Here is a 17,469-nt window from a genome sequence, read left to right as displayed (position 1 = left end):
CGTCGCAGCACCGCGTCAATCTAGGATCTCGGTCCGGCCGCAGGCCCGATAACGATCAGTGTCCTCGTCTGCCTGGCGAGGTTATGCAGTTCGGCCTGGGCCGTCATGAGCCGTTGCAATGAGTGCGCTACGTCCTCGTCTGCCGCGATCAACACGCCGAGGTGTCGCCGATCAGTTGGCGGACGACTGTCGCACATCAGTCGACGGAGGAAACCGGTGCCGGCGTGAATGTGGGAGGACTTTCTGTACGTCTATCAAGGCGGCCCTGAACGGGTCGCACGCGCCGCTGCCTGGGCGCGCGCCCGTCGCTGCGCTGAAGCGCGACCTTCGCGTCGCACCATCCGCACCTGTGAGATTACCTTGAGTCGCGAGAGCCTGTGGCGGTGCGGTGACCTGCTGTTACCTGATGGTGGGTCGCCGGCGGCGGGCGCGAAGAGGTTACTGGGCGTCGCGGTGCCGGGTCGGTCGCCGGCCGACGGATCGTCATGGAGCGGCAGTGCCCGGTGAAGGGTGCGCCCCGATGCCGGCGACCACCGGCGGCGACGATCCTGGTCTCGCTTTGCCAGACAGATTCCATCAGGGCTAGACCAGTATGACCAACCCGGCGGCTAGCCCCACATGATGCTGGTGATCAGCGGAAATCGGGTGATCTGCGGGGTGCCCGCCGGGTCCGAGTTCGGCCTCGACAGCCTCAACGTGACCGGTGAGGTCTTGACGTAACCAGGGGCAGCATGGATTCTCGTTACTGGCATAGACCAATCCACAGAACCCGAACCGGCTCCGGCTCCGGCTCCGGCTCCGGCCCCGACGGCCCGATCGGCTTCCCTTTTGACCCGACGGGCCGGCGGACCTTGTGCCGGCCAGCCCTTACATGCACACCACCGCGCTCCGAGCCGGCGCGCGCCGGCAACAGCTACCGACCCTGACCCAACAAAGTGGAGGTCGCGTGTTCCTTCTACGCTCATCTCGCGGTTGTCGCCGCGCTGTCGCACTCGCCGCATCGGTCACGCTCTCCGTGGGCCTGCTTACCCCCCTGCCCGCCAGCGCCGAGCGACGGGCTCCCAGCCAGGCGGCTCGAATCCTTCCGGTGCCGCAGCAGATCGACTCGCGCCCGGGATCCGTGGCACTGCCCGACAACATCGATGTTGTCGCGGGCGAGGCTGCCGATCCGGCAGCGCAGACCGCGCTCGTGGAGTTGCTCTCCGCGCACGGCGTCACCGCCCGGATCGTGCGCCAGAGTGACCTGGCAGCACGTGCGCCGATGATCATCCTGGGCGGGCCGCGCGAGACGCCGGCGAGCACCGATGCGCTACGCGCCCTCCAGGTCGCGGGCCCGGAGTCGCTGCCCGGTCAGGGGTACGTGTTGGCGGCTGGTCACGACAACCGTGGCCGGTCGCGGATCGTGCTCTCCGGTGTGGACGGCACCGGCACCTTCTACGCGGTCCAGTCGCTGCGCCAACTTCTCGTAAAGAAGGGCTCCCGGGTAACCGTCGGCGGCGTTCAGGTCCGCGACTGGCCGGGGTACCAGGTCCGTGGCGGTATGGAGTCCTTCTACGGACCGGTCTGGTCGCAGGAGGACCGGCGCTCGCAGATCGAGTTCCTGGCGCGGCACAAGATGAACCAGTACTTCTACGGACCGGCGGACGACCTGCGCACCGGTTCCAACTGGAGCTCGTTGTACGACGCGGCGGAACTGGCCCGGATGAAGGAGATCGTCGACCTGGCGAAGGCGCGCCATGTCGACTTCGTGTACCGGATCTCGCCGGAGGCGCCGATGGCTCCCAGCAAGGGGATCTGTCACGTGCGCGAAACCGATCGGGCCAAGCTGCTGGCACGCTTCGAGCAGATGTGGGAGATCGGCGTCCGAAGCTACGTCATCGCCTGGGACGACGTGTCGGGCAACTTCGCCTGCCAGGAGGACCGGGACGCCTACCGTGGCGACCGGTCGCCGCTCGCGGTGGCCCAGGCTGAGGTCACCAACTTCATGCAGAAGGAGTTCATCGAGAAGCACCCCGGCGCCAGCCGCATGGTGGCCGTGCCGACCGAGTACTGGGGCATGACGAAGACCCCGTACACGGAGCGCTTCGACGAGCTGCTGAGCACCGAGGTCGACCTCTACTGGACGGGGCCGGCAGTGGTCTCGCCGAGCATCACCGAGGCGGACCTCCAGGCCGCCCAGGACGTGTGGTCGCGGCACCGGATCATGCTCTGGGACAACTACCCGGTCAACGACTACGCCACCAACCGGCTGCTGCTGGGCCCGCTGAAGAACCGCGACGCCGGCATGGCGGACAAGACGATCGGCATCTCGTTCAACGAGCTCGTCGGTTTCCAGGACGCCTCGCAGATCGCCCTCGGCACCCAGGCCGACTACGCCTGGAACCCGGTGGCCTACGACGCGGAACGCTCATGGACGCACACCCTGCGGATTCTCGGCGGCGACGCGTACGAGGAGCTGAGGCTCTTCGCCGAGAACAACCGGGCCAGCGTCCTGGACGCCACCACCCGGCCGGAGTTCGCGGCGCTCATCAACCGTCTCATCGCTGACTACCGGGCCGGCAAACCCGTGAACGCCCAGCTCGCCCGGGTCGACCGTGAGCTGCGCCGCCTCGAGGAACTCCCCGCCTCGCTACGGGCAAAGCTCGACAACCCGGTTCTGCTCAAGCAGATCGCACCCTGGCTGGACCGCGTCGGCGTGACCGGTCAGGCAGGTCGGGCAGCCCTGCGTGTTCTCCGGGCCCAGGACGCGGGCTCCAGCGAAGCCGCCTGGGTGGCCCGACGGGACCAGGCGAGCGCCCGTCTCATCCTCGACCGCACCTGGCACCAGATCAGCCCCGGTCCGGTCGACGAGCTCCTGAGCTTCGCGGCGTCCCAGAGTGACGCCTATATCGGTGACCGCTGGTACGGGGACCTCGGGGCCCCCACCGGTGCGCCGGCTGCCGCATCGGGTTCCCCGTTGGGCAATCTGACCGACCGGCGCGACGACACGCTCTACGTCGCCGCCGGCGCACCGCAGGCCGGGGACGCGATCACGGTCCCGATCACCAAGCCGCACAAGCTGTCGGCGGTGACCGTGGTGCAGGACGCGGCGGCTCCCGCCGACGGCATGATCCAGGCGCTGGTCGACGGCGCCTGGGTGGACCTCGGGCAGCTCGCCGACGGATTCACCAAGGTGCGTGCCAAGGACCTCGCGGCCAGCGCGGTACGGATCCAGTGGACTCCCGGTAGCGTCGCGCCGCGCGTCTACGAGATCGTCCCGCACTACTCCGACGTGCTGCGCGGTCGAGTCTCGGTCGAGCCGTCGGGCTCGTTCATCGCACCCGGGGCGACCAAACGGTTCCAGGTGGCCTTCGAGGTGTTCGACGAGGGTCGGGTGAAGGGAAGCGTCGCCGCCAGCGGCCCGGACGGCTGGACCGTCACCCCGGCGACGCAGTCTCTCCAGGCGCGACCGGATGGTCGGACCATCGTCACGAGCGTGCCGGTCTCCGTTACCGTCCCGGCCGGCACTGCCCCGGGCCGGCACCAGGTGACGGTGACGTTCCACAAGGACGGCGTCGCGCCGGTGAACCTGTCGCTGACGATCATCGTGGGGGAGGGCAGCTATCCGGATCTCGTGACCAGGGCCAACCCGTCCGGTTACTGGCGGTTGGGCGACGCGGCCGGTTCCAGGACCGCCGTCGACAGCTCCACCAGCGGGCAGAACGGCACCTACCAGAGCGCTGAGCCGGGTGCCGAGGGTGTGCTTGCCGGCAACGGCGCGGCCGACCTCTCGAACGGCTACATCGAGGCGCCGCGCGCCCCGCGTACCAACCTGGCCGGACCGTTCACGTTGGAAGCGTGGGTCAAGCTCGACACGATCGTTCCGGCGCCAGGGCAGGCGATCATCGAGAGCTACACCGGGCCGGCGGTCAACGGGTACGCGTTGAGGGCGAGCAACGGCGTCCTGCAGGCGTGGTCGCTCGGCGCTCCCGGTAAGGGACACGGCGTCGTCACCGGCCGCACCCAGTTGACGCCGAACAAATGGCACCATGTCGCTGCCGTGTTCGACGGATCGCGGCTGACCGTGTACCTCGACGGCGTCGCGGACAGCAGTGTCGCGACGACGGTGGCCCCGGGCAGCGGCACGTCCAGCATCAAGCTCGGTGGCCGCGGGGACGACACGTCCCAGCGGCTGCAGGGTGACCTCGACGAGGCGGCGATCTATGACCGCGGGCTGACGGCGACCGAGATCCAGGAGCACTACTTCGCCGGAATCGGGTAGCCAGACCCTCCGGATGCGCGTCAGCCGCCCTGCGGCGGTGGGCTGACGCGCATCCGGATGGCGTACCGGTCCCCGCGATAGAGCGACCGCCCGAACTCCACGACCTTGCCCATGTTGTCGACGGAGATGCGCTCTATCAGGAACGCCGGGTCGTCCTCGGCGACTTCGAGTCGTTTCGCCTCGGTGGCTGCCAGCCGCGCGATGGTCACGGTCTGTCGTGCCGATTCGAGTCGCACGCCGAAGGCGCGACCCAGGATGTCGTAGAGCGAGTCGTCGCGCCCCAACACGTCGAGCAGGGTGGGGAACCGCGCAGTGGCGAGGTTGGTCCGTTCCAGGGCCATCGGGATCCCGTCGGCGGTACGGATCCGCTCGATGTAGTGGGTCGGCTCGCCCGGAGCGATGTCGAGGTTGGTGGCGACGGTGCGGGTGGCCGGGCGGGTGCGGGCGCGGTAGCTCTTGGCGCCCGGCGTCATACCGCGCATTCGCATGTCCTCGCTGAACGAGCGGAATATCTCCGAGTGGGTCAGGGTCGGATGCTGCACAAAGGTGCCGCGTCCAGGGACCCGCCGGACCATCCCCTTCGTCTCCAGCGCGTCGATGGACCCCCGGACGGTCATCCGGGCCACTCCGAACCGCTCGGCGAGCACCCGCTCGGAGGGGAGCAGGGCGCCATCTCGTGAGCTCAGGACCAGGGCGGTGAGCACGTCGGTGATGTGCCTGCCCTTGCCACGGTTCTGCTCCGCCAGCAACGACTCAAGCGCTCCGTCGCTCGGCTCATGTCGAGTCCTCGGCACGAGTTTGTCTCCTTCCTGCTCGATCGACGTCATCGTACGTGGCGGGGCCGCGCTCCTCGGTGACGTCGGCTTACCCGTTGACCGGCGGTCTATACCAGTATTACAGTCGGGCTCTCCGCCGGTTGGGTGGGGTGGCGACTACAACGATCGGAGATCTGGATGCCCAGGAAGTACGGCGTGTTGGGAGCGGCTGCAATGCTCACCGTCACGCTCGCCGCATGCGCGCCAGGCAGCGGTGACAGCGGCGGCGGCGGTGACGCCGTCAACCTGAAGGTCTGGGGATGGCGGCAGGAGGATGTCGCGGCATACAACAAGATCTTCCAGATCTATGAGGACGCCAACCCCGGTGTCACCGTGGAGTACGTCCCCTACAAGAACACCGAATACGACACAATCCTCAAGACGGGGCTCACCGACGCCAACGGCCCGGACGTGGCACAGCTCCGTTCCTACGGCCTGCTTCAGCCGCTGGTCGCCGCCACCGGTCTGGTGCCCCTCGATGATCAGATCAAGGAGTTGGAAGGCTTCCCGAAGCCGGTCCTCGACGGTGCCCGGGGGGAAAGCGACGGAAAGGTCTACGGAGTGCCGTTCGCACTCCAGACCCTGCACGTGATCTACAACGAGAAGCTCTTCGCCGATAACGGCATCAAGGCCCCCACCACCTGGGCGGACATGATCGCGGCGTTCGACAAGCTCAAGGGTGCCAAGATTATCCCGCTGGCGAGCACGGTCACCGACACCTGGATGCTGCCGATCCAGCACGAGATCTTCGGGGCCACGACCTACGGCGGCACCGACTACCTGAACAAGATGACCACCGGCGGGGCGAAGTTCACCGACGGCCCCTGGGTGAAGTCGCTCGAGACCTGGAAGGGCACCAACAAGTACTGGCCACCGCAGTCGTCCGGGGTGAGCTACGCCGACGCGCAGGCGCTCTTCACCTCCGGCCGCGCCGCGATGTTCCCGGGCGGAATCTGGGAACTCGGCGTGTTCGAGAAGGCCAACCCCGACCTGAAGATGGGCATCTTCAACGTGCCGCCCGCGCCTGGCGCGGCGGTCGACAAGACGCTCGTTCCCGGCTACGTCGACGGCTCGTTCGGGGTCTCGGCGAAGTCCCCCAAGCAGAAGGCCGCGCTGGACCTGGTGCGTTGGATGGCGTCGGAGGAGTTCGGCCGGGCGTACTCCAACGAGTTGCGTCAGATCTCCGCGGTCCCCAAGGTCCAGCCCCAGGACAAGCTCCTGGCCCAGGCCCTGCAGGCGTACCAGGAGAACCCGAGCCCGTACGTCACCTACGCGTACTTCTCCGGTGGGTCACCCACGGCCTGGGACCTCGCCTCGGCGGCCTTCTCCGACTATCTGCTCGGTCGACGTGACGCCGCTGACACGGCCGGACACGTTCAGCGAGGGGTCGATCAGTGGTTCAAGCCCAAGAACTGAATGTCCGTCCTGCCCGGCGGCGACGCCGCCAGGCAGGACGGACCTCACCGGGGTGGATCGCGGCATTCTGCCTACCGGCGTTCGCTCTCTACGGCCTCTTCGTCGTGGTGCCTCTGGTCACCGCCTTCTACTACGGGCTGTTCCGCTGGGAGGGCACCCGCCAGGCGGACTTCGTCGGGATCGGCAACTACCGGGAGGTCTTCACCCGCTACCCGTTGAGCGATGAGATCGCCGCCGCGCTGGGGCACAACGTGCTCTTCTTCGTCGGCACCATGGCGATCCAGAACACCGTCGGGCTGGGACTGGCCGTACTCCTGCACCGAAACCCGTGGGGAAAGCGGTTGTTCCAGACCCTCTTCTCGCTTCCCTACCTGATCAGCCCGCTGATCGTCGGCTATATCTGGTCGCTCCTGCTGAGCCCCACCTTCGGCCCGATCAATCACGTGCTCAGAGGTGTCGGCCTGGACTCATGGGCACGCCCGTGGCTCGGTGAGCCGGACATCGCGCTGCCGGTACTGATCCTGGTCAACGCCTGGCAGTGGATCGGTGGGCCCATGCTCATCTTCGGCGCCGCCCTGGCCGGTGTCCCACGCGAGTTGGAGGAGGCGGCCGCCATCGACGGCGCATCAGCCGCCCGGACCTTCTGGAAAGTCAGGTTCCCCCTCCTGATGCCGGCCGTCGGGGTGATCACCGTTCTGACGTTCATCGGGTGCTTCAACATCTTCGACCTCGTCTACGCGCTGGGCGGATCCAGCGGCGGCCCCGGAGGCGCCATGGACGTGCTGGGCCTGCTCTACTACCGGACCGCCTTCCAGGGCGGCAGCAACGCGATCGGAGAGTCCTCGGCGTTGGCCATGCTCATCTTCGTGTTCATCTTCGGGATATCCGTCGTTCTGGAGCGGGTGCTGCGCCGCCGGGAGGTGACCTAGGTGAACGCTCTGATGACCACCCCTCGTACGACGCCGGAAACCACCAGCGGGTCATCGCGCCCGGACGGTACCCGCCGGCGTCTGCTCACCCGCGGCATCGGTATCCAGGTCATTCTCTGGGCGTACGCCGGCATCGCCTTCGGCCCGCTGCTGCTGGTGCTGATCGGTTCGTTCCGTTCCAACGCGGAGATCCTTCGCGCACCGGTCGGGTTGCCCAGTTCCTTCGACGTGAGCAACTACGTCCGCGCCTGGGAGACCGCGTCGATCTCGACGTACCTGATCAACTCTCTGGTGGTGACGGGTGCCTCGGTGGTGCTGTGTGTCGGCGTGTCGGCGCTGGCCGCCTACGCCCTGGCCAGGTGGAGATTCCGGGGACGCGCCCTGCTGGCGGCGTTCTTCCTGTCGGGTCTGATGATTCCCGCGAAGCTCGGCCTGCTGCCGGTGTTCTACATGTTCCAGTCGATGGGCCTGATCGACAGCCGGATCGGGCTGGTGCTGCTCTACGCGGCGGGCGGCATTCCGTTCTCCGTTTTCGTGATCATGGGGTTCATGCGGGGGCTGCCCGGGGAACTGGAGGAGGCCGCGAGGATCGACGGAGCACACGAGGGACGCCTGTTCGTCTCGATCGTGCTGCCACTGATGCGTCCGGCACTCGCGGTGGTCACGGTCTTCCAGTTCGCGCCGACCTGGAACGACTTCTTCTATCCGCTGGTCCTGATGCGCAGCGGCGACAAATACACCATCCCCGTCGGGCTGACCCGGTTCTTCGGTGAGTTCGCCGCCGATCGCGGCACCCTGTTCGCCGGGCTCGTGATCGCCCTGGTCCCGCTGGCAGTGGTGTTCGCACTGGCGACCAAGCAGATCGTCGCCGGCCTGACCGCTGGGATGTCACGATGACAGCTACCATCACCATCGACGGTGGGAAATCACAGCTCAGGATGCTGCTGAGCACTCCAGCCGGTCGCCAGCTCGGGATCGGGCCCGGCTTCGTCTACCAGCCAGGCGAGGACGGCGTCGCCCGGATCCTGGACGCCATCCGCGGCGCTGCGGACACCATCTCGCTGCCCACGCCGGTGGCAGGTGTGCTCGCCGGGCTGACCGGTCTGCCGGGTGACCACGCCGAGCGTCGACGCCTCGCCCTCGCCATCACGAGGCTCCTCGGCGGTCCCGCCGCGGTCGTGGAGGACAGCGTCCTCGCCCATGCCGGCGCCCTCGGCGGCGCCGGCGTGGTCCTGAGCGTCGGAACCGGGACAACAGTTCTGGCGGTGGCCGCAGACGGCAACTATGCCCGCCTCGACGGGTGGGGTCCACATCTCGGCGACCGCGGCAGCGCGTTCGCCATCGGGCTGGCCGGGATGCGCGCCGCGACGGCTTCGTACGACCGGGTCGGGCCGGAGACGACGCTGGCCGACCGCCTCGTCGCGGCGCTCGGGGGCGTCGACCTGGCGGCGCTCCAGCGGTACTACCGGGACCCCGCCATGATCCCCCGCACGGCGGCCTTCGCTCTCGATGTCCTCGACACGGCCGCCCAGGCCGACCCGGTGGCGGGCCGCATCTGCGCCACGGCCGCAACTGATCTCGCTGACGCGGCGGAGACGGCGACCAACCGACTGCGCCTCGGCGGAGCGGAACGCCAGGTGTCGTACAGCGGACGGCTACTGGCCCAGGGGAACGTCCTCCACCGGGCACTGTCCGCAGAACTCGACGCCAGAGGGCTGCCGCTGGTCAGCCCCAAGGCCGAGCCGCTTGAGGGCGGCCCCGCGCTGCTGCGCGGCACCGGTCCCTACGCCCGCCTGCTGGCGGACCAGAACCCGGGCGGGGACGCGTGAGGGTCGGACACGGGACGGCCCGCTTCGCGGTCGTGCCCGGAGAACCCATGGGTGGATACGTCGACCGATCCCAGGGCGTACAGGGCGTGCTCGACCCGATCGAGGTCCACGTGGTGACCTTCGCCGACGACGGCCACCGGTTCGCGCTGGTGGTCGCGGACCTGATCTGCGTGAATGTCGACGTCGTCGATCGGATCCGGACCGCCATGCGGGGCATCGGTGTGTCCTCCTGCTGGGTTGCCGCCACGCACACGCACGCGGGCCCCGAGTCGGGCTGTTTCCCCGGCGGTGGGGTCACGCCACGGCCCGTCGGCGACCGGCTCGTGGCCGCGTCACTCGCCGCCGCGCGCCACGCCGTGGCATCCGAGCGGGCAGCCCGCCTCGGCGCCACCCGCACCCTGGTCTCCGGGCTCGCGGGCCGCCGTAACCTCGCGGACCCGCCGGCGATGGACATTCCCGTCGACACCATCGTGGTCACCGCGGGTACCGACGTGGTCGGCCTGATAGTGATCTCCCCGGTCCACCCCACCGTCCTTCCCGCCGACAACAACCAGGTGAGCGCGGACCTGAGTGGCGGCATCCGCCGAGCATTGTCCGCGCCCGACAGATGGGTGGTCGTCGCCACCGGCGCCGCCGGCGACATCAGTACCCGGCACACCCGCCAGGGATCCGGGCGACCCGAAGTGGACCGGCTCGGCGCCCTGGTTGCCGGCCGCGTGGAGCCGTCGCCACCTGTCGGCCACAACCCGGCGGCACCGGTACGGCCACCGGTCTCGCGGAACGTCCGGCTACGGCCCAAACAGCCGGCGGAGCTCGACGCGTCCGCGCGCCCGACCCCGCAGGTCGGAGACGGTCGGATCCGTCTGGTCCTGCAACAGGGGCTGCGGATCGCGGAGGAGCAGGCCGCCCGCCGGCGCACCGAACCATATGTGGCCGAGGTCGCGGCGGTACACCTCGACGGGGTCACGATCGTTGGCGTGCCCGGCGAGATGTTCCTGGAACTGGGCGAAGCGATCCGCTCCGGGGCGGGGGACCAGGTCGCCGACGTCCTTGTCCTCGGCTACGCGAACGGCTACCTCGGCTACCTGCCCGCCCGCGACACACCACCTTGCTACGAAACCTATGCCAGCCCGGTCAGCGCCGGCAGCGGCGAGATCCTCGTCGAGGCTGCCGTCGGGGCTGCCGTCGAGGCCGCCCGCGACCATGACCGTTCCAGGAGGAACAGTGTCTGAACCCGCCTACGCCGACATCGCCCGGAACGCACTCGAACAGATCCTCGCCACCCAACTCGGTGCGATCGAGTCGGCGGCCACGCTCGTCGCCGACGCGATCGCCGCCGGTGGTGTCCTGCAGACCTTCGGGACCGGCCATTCGCGGATCGTCACCCTCGAACTCGCGGCGCGCGCCGGTGGTCTCGTCCCCGTCAGCATGCTGGCGGTCAAGGACCTCGTGATGTTCGGCGGCGCCGACCCGGGGCCGATCCTCGACCCGACGTACGAGCGCGAGTCCGGCCTGGCCGAGCGGATCTACGAGCTCGCCGCGCCCGCCACGCAGGACGCCTTCCTGATCGTTTCCAACTCCGGCATCAACGCCGCCGTCACCGAGATGGCGGCGCTGGCCCGTGAGCGGGCGCATCCGATCATCGCCGTCACCTCACTCGCACACACCCGCTCCGCCGGGGCACGTACGACCCAGGGAGCGCATCTCGCCGACCTGGCTGACGTGGTGATCGACAACCAGGCCCCGGCCGGGGACGCGGCGCTGGAGATCACCCCAGAGGTTCGGATCGGGGCGATCTCGTCGTTCACCGGGGTGCTCATCGCGCAGCTCCTCACCGAACTGGTCTGCCGCCGCCTGCTGGAGCGCGGCATCAACCCGCCGGTGTACATATCCGCGAATCTCGCCTCGGGCGACGCGCGCAATGCCGACCTTCTGGAGCGGTACCACGGTCGGATCCGCCCGATCGAACCCTGACCGCGCGTAGGGTCGACGAGATCGCGTAGGTGGCCGTGGTGCGGTGCGGAATGTCGTTCGCGACGCCGCACCCATCGCGGCGACCATGGACGCCGCCCGGCGTCCGTCCCGAGCAGGCACCCACCGCCGTTCGCGAGGTGTCCAGGGAACAACCAGGTTGATAAGGGCAGGTCACGTCGGGTAGGAACACGGCATGTTACGTGGCGACAAGATCGGGCTGCGGGCCCGACACGAAACCGACGTTCCCGTCCTGCAGTCCGAGCTCTACGACGACGTCGCGACCCGGTCAAAGGCCGACTCCCGCCCATGGCGTCCGATCGCACCCGGCTCCGCCGCGTCGCCATACACGGTTTCCGACCCCACCGACGATGCCGCGTGCTTCTCGGTGGTGCAGCTCGCCGATGACGAACTGGTGGGCGAGGCGCTGTTGTGGGGCATCGACCTGCATAACAGAATGGCGCACCTCGGAATCTCGCTGAGGCCGGCCTTCCGCGGCCGGGGGCTGGGCACCGACGTCATCCGGGTGCTGTGCCACTACGGCCTCGTGGTGCGCGGCCTGCACCGGTTGCAGGTCGAGACGCTGGCCGACAACGCCGCGATGATCCGAGCAGCCACCCGGGCAGGGTTCGTGCTCGAAGGCACCCTGCGCCGTGCGGCCTGGGTGAATGGGGACTTCGTTGATCAGGTCATTCTCGGGTTGCTCGCCACCGAGTGGGACGCGAACTGACCGCAACCGCCATACGCGACCAACTGTCGGCGCTGAACCGGCTGCCGCACGAGGAGAGGCGGGGTGAAGAACCTCGTGGTTCGCGACGGGGCGCTGGGGTTACGAGCACGGTCCGACTACCCTCGCCGCCGTGAAGGCAATGGAGATCGAAGCACCCATCGTCGGTGTCACCGTCTATCCGGACCGGGCCCGGGTCACCCGCCGGGGCAGCACCCGGTTGGCCGCCGGTGAGCACCGGGTACGTATCGCACCGTTGCCGCTGGGCCTGCGGCGGGACTCGCTACGGGTCGGCGGCCGGGGCGCGGCCACCGTGCTCGGTGTGGACGTGACGACGTGGCGGCAGGCGCGCAGCACCGACGGACAGGTCCGCGGCCTGGAGCAGCGGCGTCGGGAGCTGACCGACGAGCTGGCCGAGGTCGACGACACGCACGAGATCGAGGAGCAGCGGGGGCAGTTCCTCGCCCGGCTGGCCGAACGGGCCGGCGGCACGTACGCCCGCGCGCTGGCCTCCGGCGATGCCGGCCCGACCGACGTGGCCACCTTCGCCGACTCGATGGCCGGCCAGCTCGCCGACTCCCAGAGCCGCCGACGCGGGTTGGCCCGGAGGCGTACCGACCTGACCGAGGAACTGGCGGCCGTCGAGCGGCAGCTGGATGCCGCGAACGGCAAGCGGAAACCGGACCGGCTGGCCGCCGAGGTGACCGTGTCGGTGGACGCCGACGACGCCGAGCTGGACCTGGAGCTGACCTACCTGGTCGACGGGGCCCGCTGGCAGCCCTCCTACGACCTGCGGCTGGTCGACGACACCATGAACGTCACCTGGTTCGGCCTGGTCAGCCAGGACACCGGCGAGGACTGGCCGGAGTGCGTGCTCCAGCTCTCGACCGCCCGCCCGGCGGCGGCGACCGGCGTACCCGAGCTGTCGCCCTGGTATCTCGACCGGGTCCGGCCGGTACCGCCGCAGATGCCCAAGCCGATGGCCAGCTTCGACGCGCGGCCGGGACCGCCGCCGCCGGGTGCCGCACCGGCCTTCACGGGCGGTGCGGCCCGGTCCGGCGCGCCGCGCCCCAAGGTGCAGGAGAGCGTCGCCGCGGTCGAGCAGGGGGTCACCGCGGCCACCTACCGGCCGGCCCGCCCGGTCGCGGTGCCGGCGGACGGCAGCGCCTACCGGGCCACCATCGCCGTACTGGACCTGCCGGCCCGGCTGGACCACGTGACCGTGCCGGTCCGCGCGGCCGAGGCGCACCTGCGTGCGACGGTACGCAACACCTCGGAACACACGCTGCTCCCCGGCGCGGCGGCGGTTTTCCACGGCGCCGACTTCGTCGCGGCCACCCGGCTGCCGATGTGGGCGCCCGGTGAGGAGACCGAACTGGCGCTCGGGGTGGACGACCGGGTACGGGTGGAACGGAAACTGGGCCGGCGCGCCGACACCCGGGCCACGCTCGGGTCGACCCGGCGGCGGGACGTGGAGTACCGGATCAGCGTGGCCAACCACACGCCCCGGCCGGCGAGCGTGGAGGTGCGCGACCAACTGCCGGTGTCCCGCGACGAGGCGGTGGTCGTACGGGAACCCACCCTCGCCCCGCCGCCGGCCGAGCGTACCGAGCTGGGCGAGCTGACCTGGCGGCTGCGGCTCGCGCCGGGGGAGAGCGGCGAGATCACCATGGGCTTCCGGGTCGAACTCGCCAAGGGGGTCGAGCTGGCCGGCTGGCGCGAGTGACCGGGTAGGGAGGGGTCCCTTCACGTCGGCTGCTCATCGGAGGGCTGCTCATCGGGGGGCCGCGAGCGCGCGGAGGCCCGTCAGGTCGAGGACCGCGATCCGGCGGTACCCGGTGCGGATCAGTCCCTTCGCCCGCAGGGTCCGCAACGCCCGCTGGGTCGTGTCCGTCGCAGCCCCGACCAGGGTCGCGAGTTCGGTGTGGCTCAGCTCGACCCCGATGACGAGCTCGTCGTCGTCGGCCCGGCCGCAGTGCGCCGCGATGTCGGCGAGCACCCGGGCGAGCCTGACGTGCACCGGGTAGGCGGCGAAGTCCACCCGGCGGGTGTTCGCCCACCGTAGCCGCTCGCCCACGGTGGCCGTGACCTGGGCGGCCACCGTGGGGTGGCCGCCCAGGTAGGCGAGGAAGTCCGCTTGCCTGATGACGGTGGACACCACGTCGCCGCACGCGGTGGCGGTCGCGGTGCGGCCATGACCGGTCATGGCCGCCAACTCGCCGACGAGGTCGCCGGGCAGGCGGATCGCCAGCAGCCGCTCCGTCCCGTCCACGGCCGCGGTGACCTTGACGAAGCCGCGCCGGATCACCTCGACGTGGGTGTCCCGCGCACCTTCGGTCAGCAGCCGCCGGCCGGCGGACACCGTGCGGGTGACGCCGAGGGCCAGCAGCTCCCGGCGCGTGGTGGAGGCGACCTGGTCCATGAACGACCCGGCGGACCAGGCCGGGTCGTCGTCCGGCGGTGCGGCAGCCATGTGGTGTCCTCCTGAGGCCCGGCGGGAGAGATCCCGTCCTTTCCCGGAATACCGCCAGCCCGACTGGGATGCAATACCCGCATCGGACAGTCCGGCACGTCGAGGGGAGGGGACGTGGAGTCACACCTAGGGCAGTCCTGCCGCTGACAGCCTGTCGCACGTCAGCCCGCCGGTCCCGGGACGCGCCCGATGACCGGCGGGCCGGCTGTCTGTGCCCGTGCGCCCGGCCGTCCGTCAGATGAGGGCGTGTGACGACGCGGGCTGGTGTGGCACGGATCGGGGGAGAAGTGGCTAAGACCGTCCGACCGCCCGGCCGAGCGGCCCGACCGGGGCACGAAGGCCGGCGGGCGGCTGCGGGCAGGGGTCACCGGCCGGCGGGCGGTGAGGCGGTGAGCCCCGACGATTCGGCAGGCCCCGAACCTGCCCCGGTGCCGGGGCAGCTCTCGCCCCGGCAACGGGAGAGCCTCCGGCGGCTCCTTGAGCGGGAGCTCACCGAGGCGTGGCGCGCCGCGAGGGCGGCGGGGGCACCCCCGGCCGCCCTCGCGGCCCTGGTGACCGATCGGGCCCGGACGCTCTGGCTACCGGGGGGCCTCACCGATGACGCGCAGCACCTCGTCGACGACGCGTCGGACGGCATCGGCGTCGTCGAGCAGGGCTGAGACCCACTCGTCGGGGCACGGTGCGCCGTCGGGCGTCCGGTCGATCTCGTCGCTCCCGGTGCCCGTGCCGAAGACGGTGCCGAGGACCCCCACCACCGTGGCCACCGGGTCCGCTCCGGACCGCAGCCCTCGGGTGATCGCCGACACGGCGGCGGACGCGAGGTCGGCCAGTTGGGCCTCGGCGCGCTCCTGCGGGCCGACGGGCAGCAGCGGGCGGGGGTCCGCCACCCCGTCGCCCGGTGCGGCGAGGACCGGGGGACGCTTGCTGCCGAGTGGACGCTCCACGTAGTCGGCGTACCAGCGCGGTCGCCTCCGCATGGCGGCCAGCACCCGGTCGACCTCCCGGGACACCGTCGGGCCGTCGCCGCCCGTCAGGTCGCCGGTCACCGACTCCCGTCGCTGCACCCAACTGTCCAGCGGCCAGAGCTGGGTGCCGGCGGTGCTGGTCACGCCGACCCAGGTGAGGATCTGCACGGCGAGGTCGGTCAGCCAGGGATCCTCGCCGAGCTCGGCGGCGAGCCAGCCCGGCACCCGGGGGCGTTGCAGCGCACCCCGTCGGCCACGCCGGCGGCGGTGACCGTCGACGGTGGCGGCGGTGAGCCGGGCGGACACCCAGCGCTCCACGTCGATGATCGGCACCCTGGCGTTGGCGATCAGGTCGGTGACGACGGCCTCCACGTCGTCGTGGTGGCGGTCGAGGCAGTCGTCGGCGAGCATCTGGACCGCGGTCGCGCAGGCCCAGTGGCCCCGCCTGCGTTCGACCGGCCGGGTCACCCGGTGGAAGACGATCGGCCAGACGATGTCGTACGCGGCGCTGACGAGCCGGGCGCGGGCCGCGGGCGGCGCCGACGCCGCGCGGGCCGCCAGGTCCCCCCGGCGGGCCAGGTCGCGTAGCTCCCTCACCGCGGACCGGGGGCGGTACGGCAGCAGCGCGCGAGCTGTCGCGCCCACCGCCGCGTTGTCGGTGGCGGCGCGCGGGGATGGCAGCGAGGCCGTGTCATTCGCGTTCGTCATGACGCTCCTCCCGGAACAGGTACTGAGCTACCGGGGTTTGTCATCTGCAATTTGCAGATGGGAAGGGGTTTGTCGGTGATTGACAACTGTGTCGGATGTGCGCGCCGCGCGTTGTCCCTCGGCCGGTGAAGAGGCGGTTCGTGGCCAATGGACGCCGGAATACGACGTGACGCGCCCATACTCGTGCCAATTCCCGATCGGCACTGGCCAGACGATTGCCAATCTGCTGGTCAGATAATGGTCGTGGAGTGGACAGCCGGAGCCGGACGGGCCGCGCCGCCGGCTGCGGACCGGTAGCCTCCCCACCGTCCTGACGGACCACCGCAGAGAGGAGACGACCCTGCGCCCCGGGAGCGAACCCCGCCCCTCGTACGAGGACGGACTCCGGCAGGAACTGCTGGAGCTGCGTCGGGGGCCCGGCCTGCAGAGCAGCCCCCTGCTCCGTCGGCTGGGGCCGCGTCTGGCCGACCTGTGCGACATCTCGCCGGCGGAGCCGGACCCGGTGGTACGCGCGAAGGTGCGGGCCACCCTGCTGGCCCTCTCCGCCGACCTGCCCACCGACCTGCGTCGGGCCCTCGTGCTGGCGTACGCGCTCGATCCCGAGCACTCCTACCTGCGGCTGGACCGGCGGACGGACCAGCTCGCGCGCGAGCTGTCGTGCCAGCAGCGCACGGCGCGCCGCCGGATCGACGAGGCGGTGGCCCGGCTGGTGGGCGCCGCCGTCGCGGACGCCCCGTCCGACACGGGCCCGTCCTGGCACCTGCACGGCATGCACGCGCTGCTGCGGCTCGACACGCCGTCACCCGAGCTCTACGAGACGCGGGACGTCGTGGCGATCCGGCCGGTCGGGGAGATCACCGTGCAGTTCAGCCTGCCCCGGCGACCGGGCGACGAGCGCCCGGAGCACGACGTCGCCGTCGACGTCCTCTACGGGGCCCGGATCCGGGAGGTGACCCGGCACAACGACGGGCAGTTCTTCCGGCTCGTCCTCACCCTGCCCCGGATCCTGGCACCCGGGGAGCGGCACGAGCTGTGCCTGCACTACCGCGTTCCGGCGGGTCAGCCGATCCGGGAGCACTACGTCTTCCAGCCGCTCGCGCCGTGCGCCCGCTGCACCGTACGGCTGCGGTTCCCGCCGGGGGGCGGCCCCGCGCTGGTCTGGCGCCTGGACGGCGTGCCGCCGCGTTCCGTGGACGACCGCGCGCCGGGCGGGGACCGGCTCAGCCCGGACGGCATCGGCGAGGTGTCGTCCGCCTTCGACGGCCTGCAACAGGGCTACGCGTACGGCCTGGCCTGGGCCGCCGCCGGCCCGGACGGCTGACGCGGCGTCCGGGCGGCGACGACGTGCGGGCGGGACGGCTGCGCGGTCCGTCAG

The 17,469-nt window shown here is 70.6% G+C and carries 13 protein-coding genes; 10 read left to right on the top strand and 3 right to left on the bottom strand.

Translation table 11 applies throughout. The features are described 5' to 3' along the window. Positions 1-1,087 precede the first annotated feature (1,087 nt). Positions 1,088-4,261 carry a beta-N-acetylglucosaminidase domain-containing protein gene (locus ACH4T9_RS19740; protein ID WP_396673151.1) on the top strand — a complete coding sequence of 1,058 codons (3,174 nt, stop codon included), beginning with the start codon at positions 1,088-1,090 and terminating at the stop codon, positions 4,259-4,261. A gap of 20 nt (positions 4,262-4,281) precedes the next feature. Here ACH4T9_RS19740 and ACH4T9_RS19735 read toward each other — a convergent pair whose 3' ends face one another. Further along, positions 4,282-5,055 (bottom strand): GntR family transcriptional regulator, encoded by a 774-nt coding sequence (locus tag ACH4T9_RS19735; RefSeq protein ID WP_396673150.1) that lies wholly within the window; start codon positions 5,053-5,055, stop codon positions 4,282-4,284. 159 nt (positions 5,056-5,214) lie between these two features. Between ACH4T9_RS19735 and ACH4T9_RS19730 the strand changes: the two genes are divergently transcribed. The 8 genes from ACH4T9_RS19730 (at position 5,215) to ACH4T9_RS19695 (ending at position 13,674) form a co-directional block, all read left to right on the top strand. Beyond that, complete coding sequence (locus ACH4T9_RS19730; protein ID WP_396673149.1) at positions 5,215-6,492, top strand: ABC transporter substrate-binding protein; 1,278 nt, start codon at positions 5,215-5,217, stop codon at positions 6,490-6,492. A gap of 104 nt (positions 6,493-6,596) precedes the next feature. Further along, positions 6,597-7,421, top strand: a complete 825-nt coding sequence (locus tag ACH4T9_RS19725; protein ID WP_396673148.1) for a carbohydrate ABC transporter permease — start codon at positions 6,597-6,599, stop codon at positions 7,419-7,421. Then, positions 7,422-8,318 carry a carbohydrate ABC transporter permease gene (locus ACH4T9_RS19720; protein WP_396673147.1) on the top strand — a complete coding sequence of 299 codons (897 nt, stop codon included), beginning with the start codon at positions 7,422-7,424 and terminating at the stop codon, positions 8,316-8,318. Continuing rightward, positions 8,315-9,250, top strand: coding sequence for a BadF/BadG/BcrA/BcrD ATPase family protein (locus ACH4T9_RS19715; protein WP_396673146.1), 936 nt, complete (start codon positions 8,315-8,317; stop codon positions 9,248-9,250). Before ACH4T9_RS19720 ends, ACH4T9_RS19715 begins: the two co-directional genes overlap by 4 nt. A 47-nt stretch (positions 9,251-9,297) precedes the next feature. Continuing rightward, positions 9,298-10,482 (top strand): hypothetical protein, encoded by a 1,185-nt coding sequence (locus tag ACH4T9_RS19710; RefSeq protein ID WP_396673145.1) that lies wholly within the window; start codon positions 9,298-9,300, stop codon positions 10,480-10,482. Then, a complete protein-coding gene (locus tag ACH4T9_RS19705) occupies positions 10,475-11,224 on the top strand; it encodes a sugar isomerase domain-containing protein (RefSeq protein ID WP_396673144.1) in 750 nt (249 codons plus the stop codon). Before ACH4T9_RS19710 ends, ACH4T9_RS19705 begins: the two co-directional genes overlap by 8 nt. A gap of 193 nt (positions 11,225-11,417) precedes the next feature. Further along, positions 11,418-11,951, top strand: a complete 534-nt coding sequence (locus ACH4T9_RS19700; protein WP_396673143.1) for a GNAT family N-acetyltransferase — start codon at positions 11,418-11,420, stop codon at positions 11,949-11,951. A 139-nt stretch (positions 11,952-12,090) separates the two neighbouring features. Then, positions 12,091-13,674 (top strand): DUF4139 domain-containing protein, encoded by a 1,584-nt coding sequence (locus ACH4T9_RS19695; RefSeq protein ID WP_396673426.1) that lies wholly within the window; start codon positions 12,091-12,093, stop codon positions 13,672-13,674. 48 nt (positions 13,675-13,722) lie between these two features. On the opposite strand, the gene ACH4T9_RS19690 is transcribed toward ACH4T9_RS19695, so the two are convergent. Further along, complete coding sequence (locus ACH4T9_RS19690) at positions 13,723-14,421, bottom strand: Crp/Fnr family transcriptional regulator (RefSeq protein ID WP_396673142.1); 699 nt, start codon at positions 14,419-14,421, stop codon at positions 13,723-13,725. A 578-nt stretch (positions 14,422-14,999) separates the two neighbouring features. Next, positions 15,000-16,094: a hypothetical protein gene (locus ACH4T9_RS19685; RefSeq protein ID WP_396673141.1), complete on the bottom strand. Its 1,095-nt coding sequence runs from the start codon at positions 16,092-16,094 to the stop codon at positions 15,000-15,002. 502 nt (positions 16,095-16,596) lie between these two features. Between ACH4T9_RS19685 and ACH4T9_RS19680 the strand changes: the two genes are divergently transcribed. Next, positions 16,597-17,415 (top strand): hypothetical protein, encoded by an 819-nt coding sequence (locus tag ACH4T9_RS19680; RefSeq protein ID WP_396673140.1) that lies wholly within the window; start codon positions 16,597-16,599, stop codon positions 17,413-17,415. Positions 17,416-17,469: the final 54 nt, after the last annotated feature.

It is taken from the genome of Micromonospora sp. NPDC020750 (assembly GCF_044334565.1).
In the GTDB taxonomy this organism is placed as follows: Bacteria; Actinomycetota; Actinomycetes; order Mycobacteriales; family Micromonosporaceae; genus Micromonospora.
Note: the sequence above shows the minus strand (reverse complement) of the source record. Positions and strands in the feature narration are given on the sequence as shown.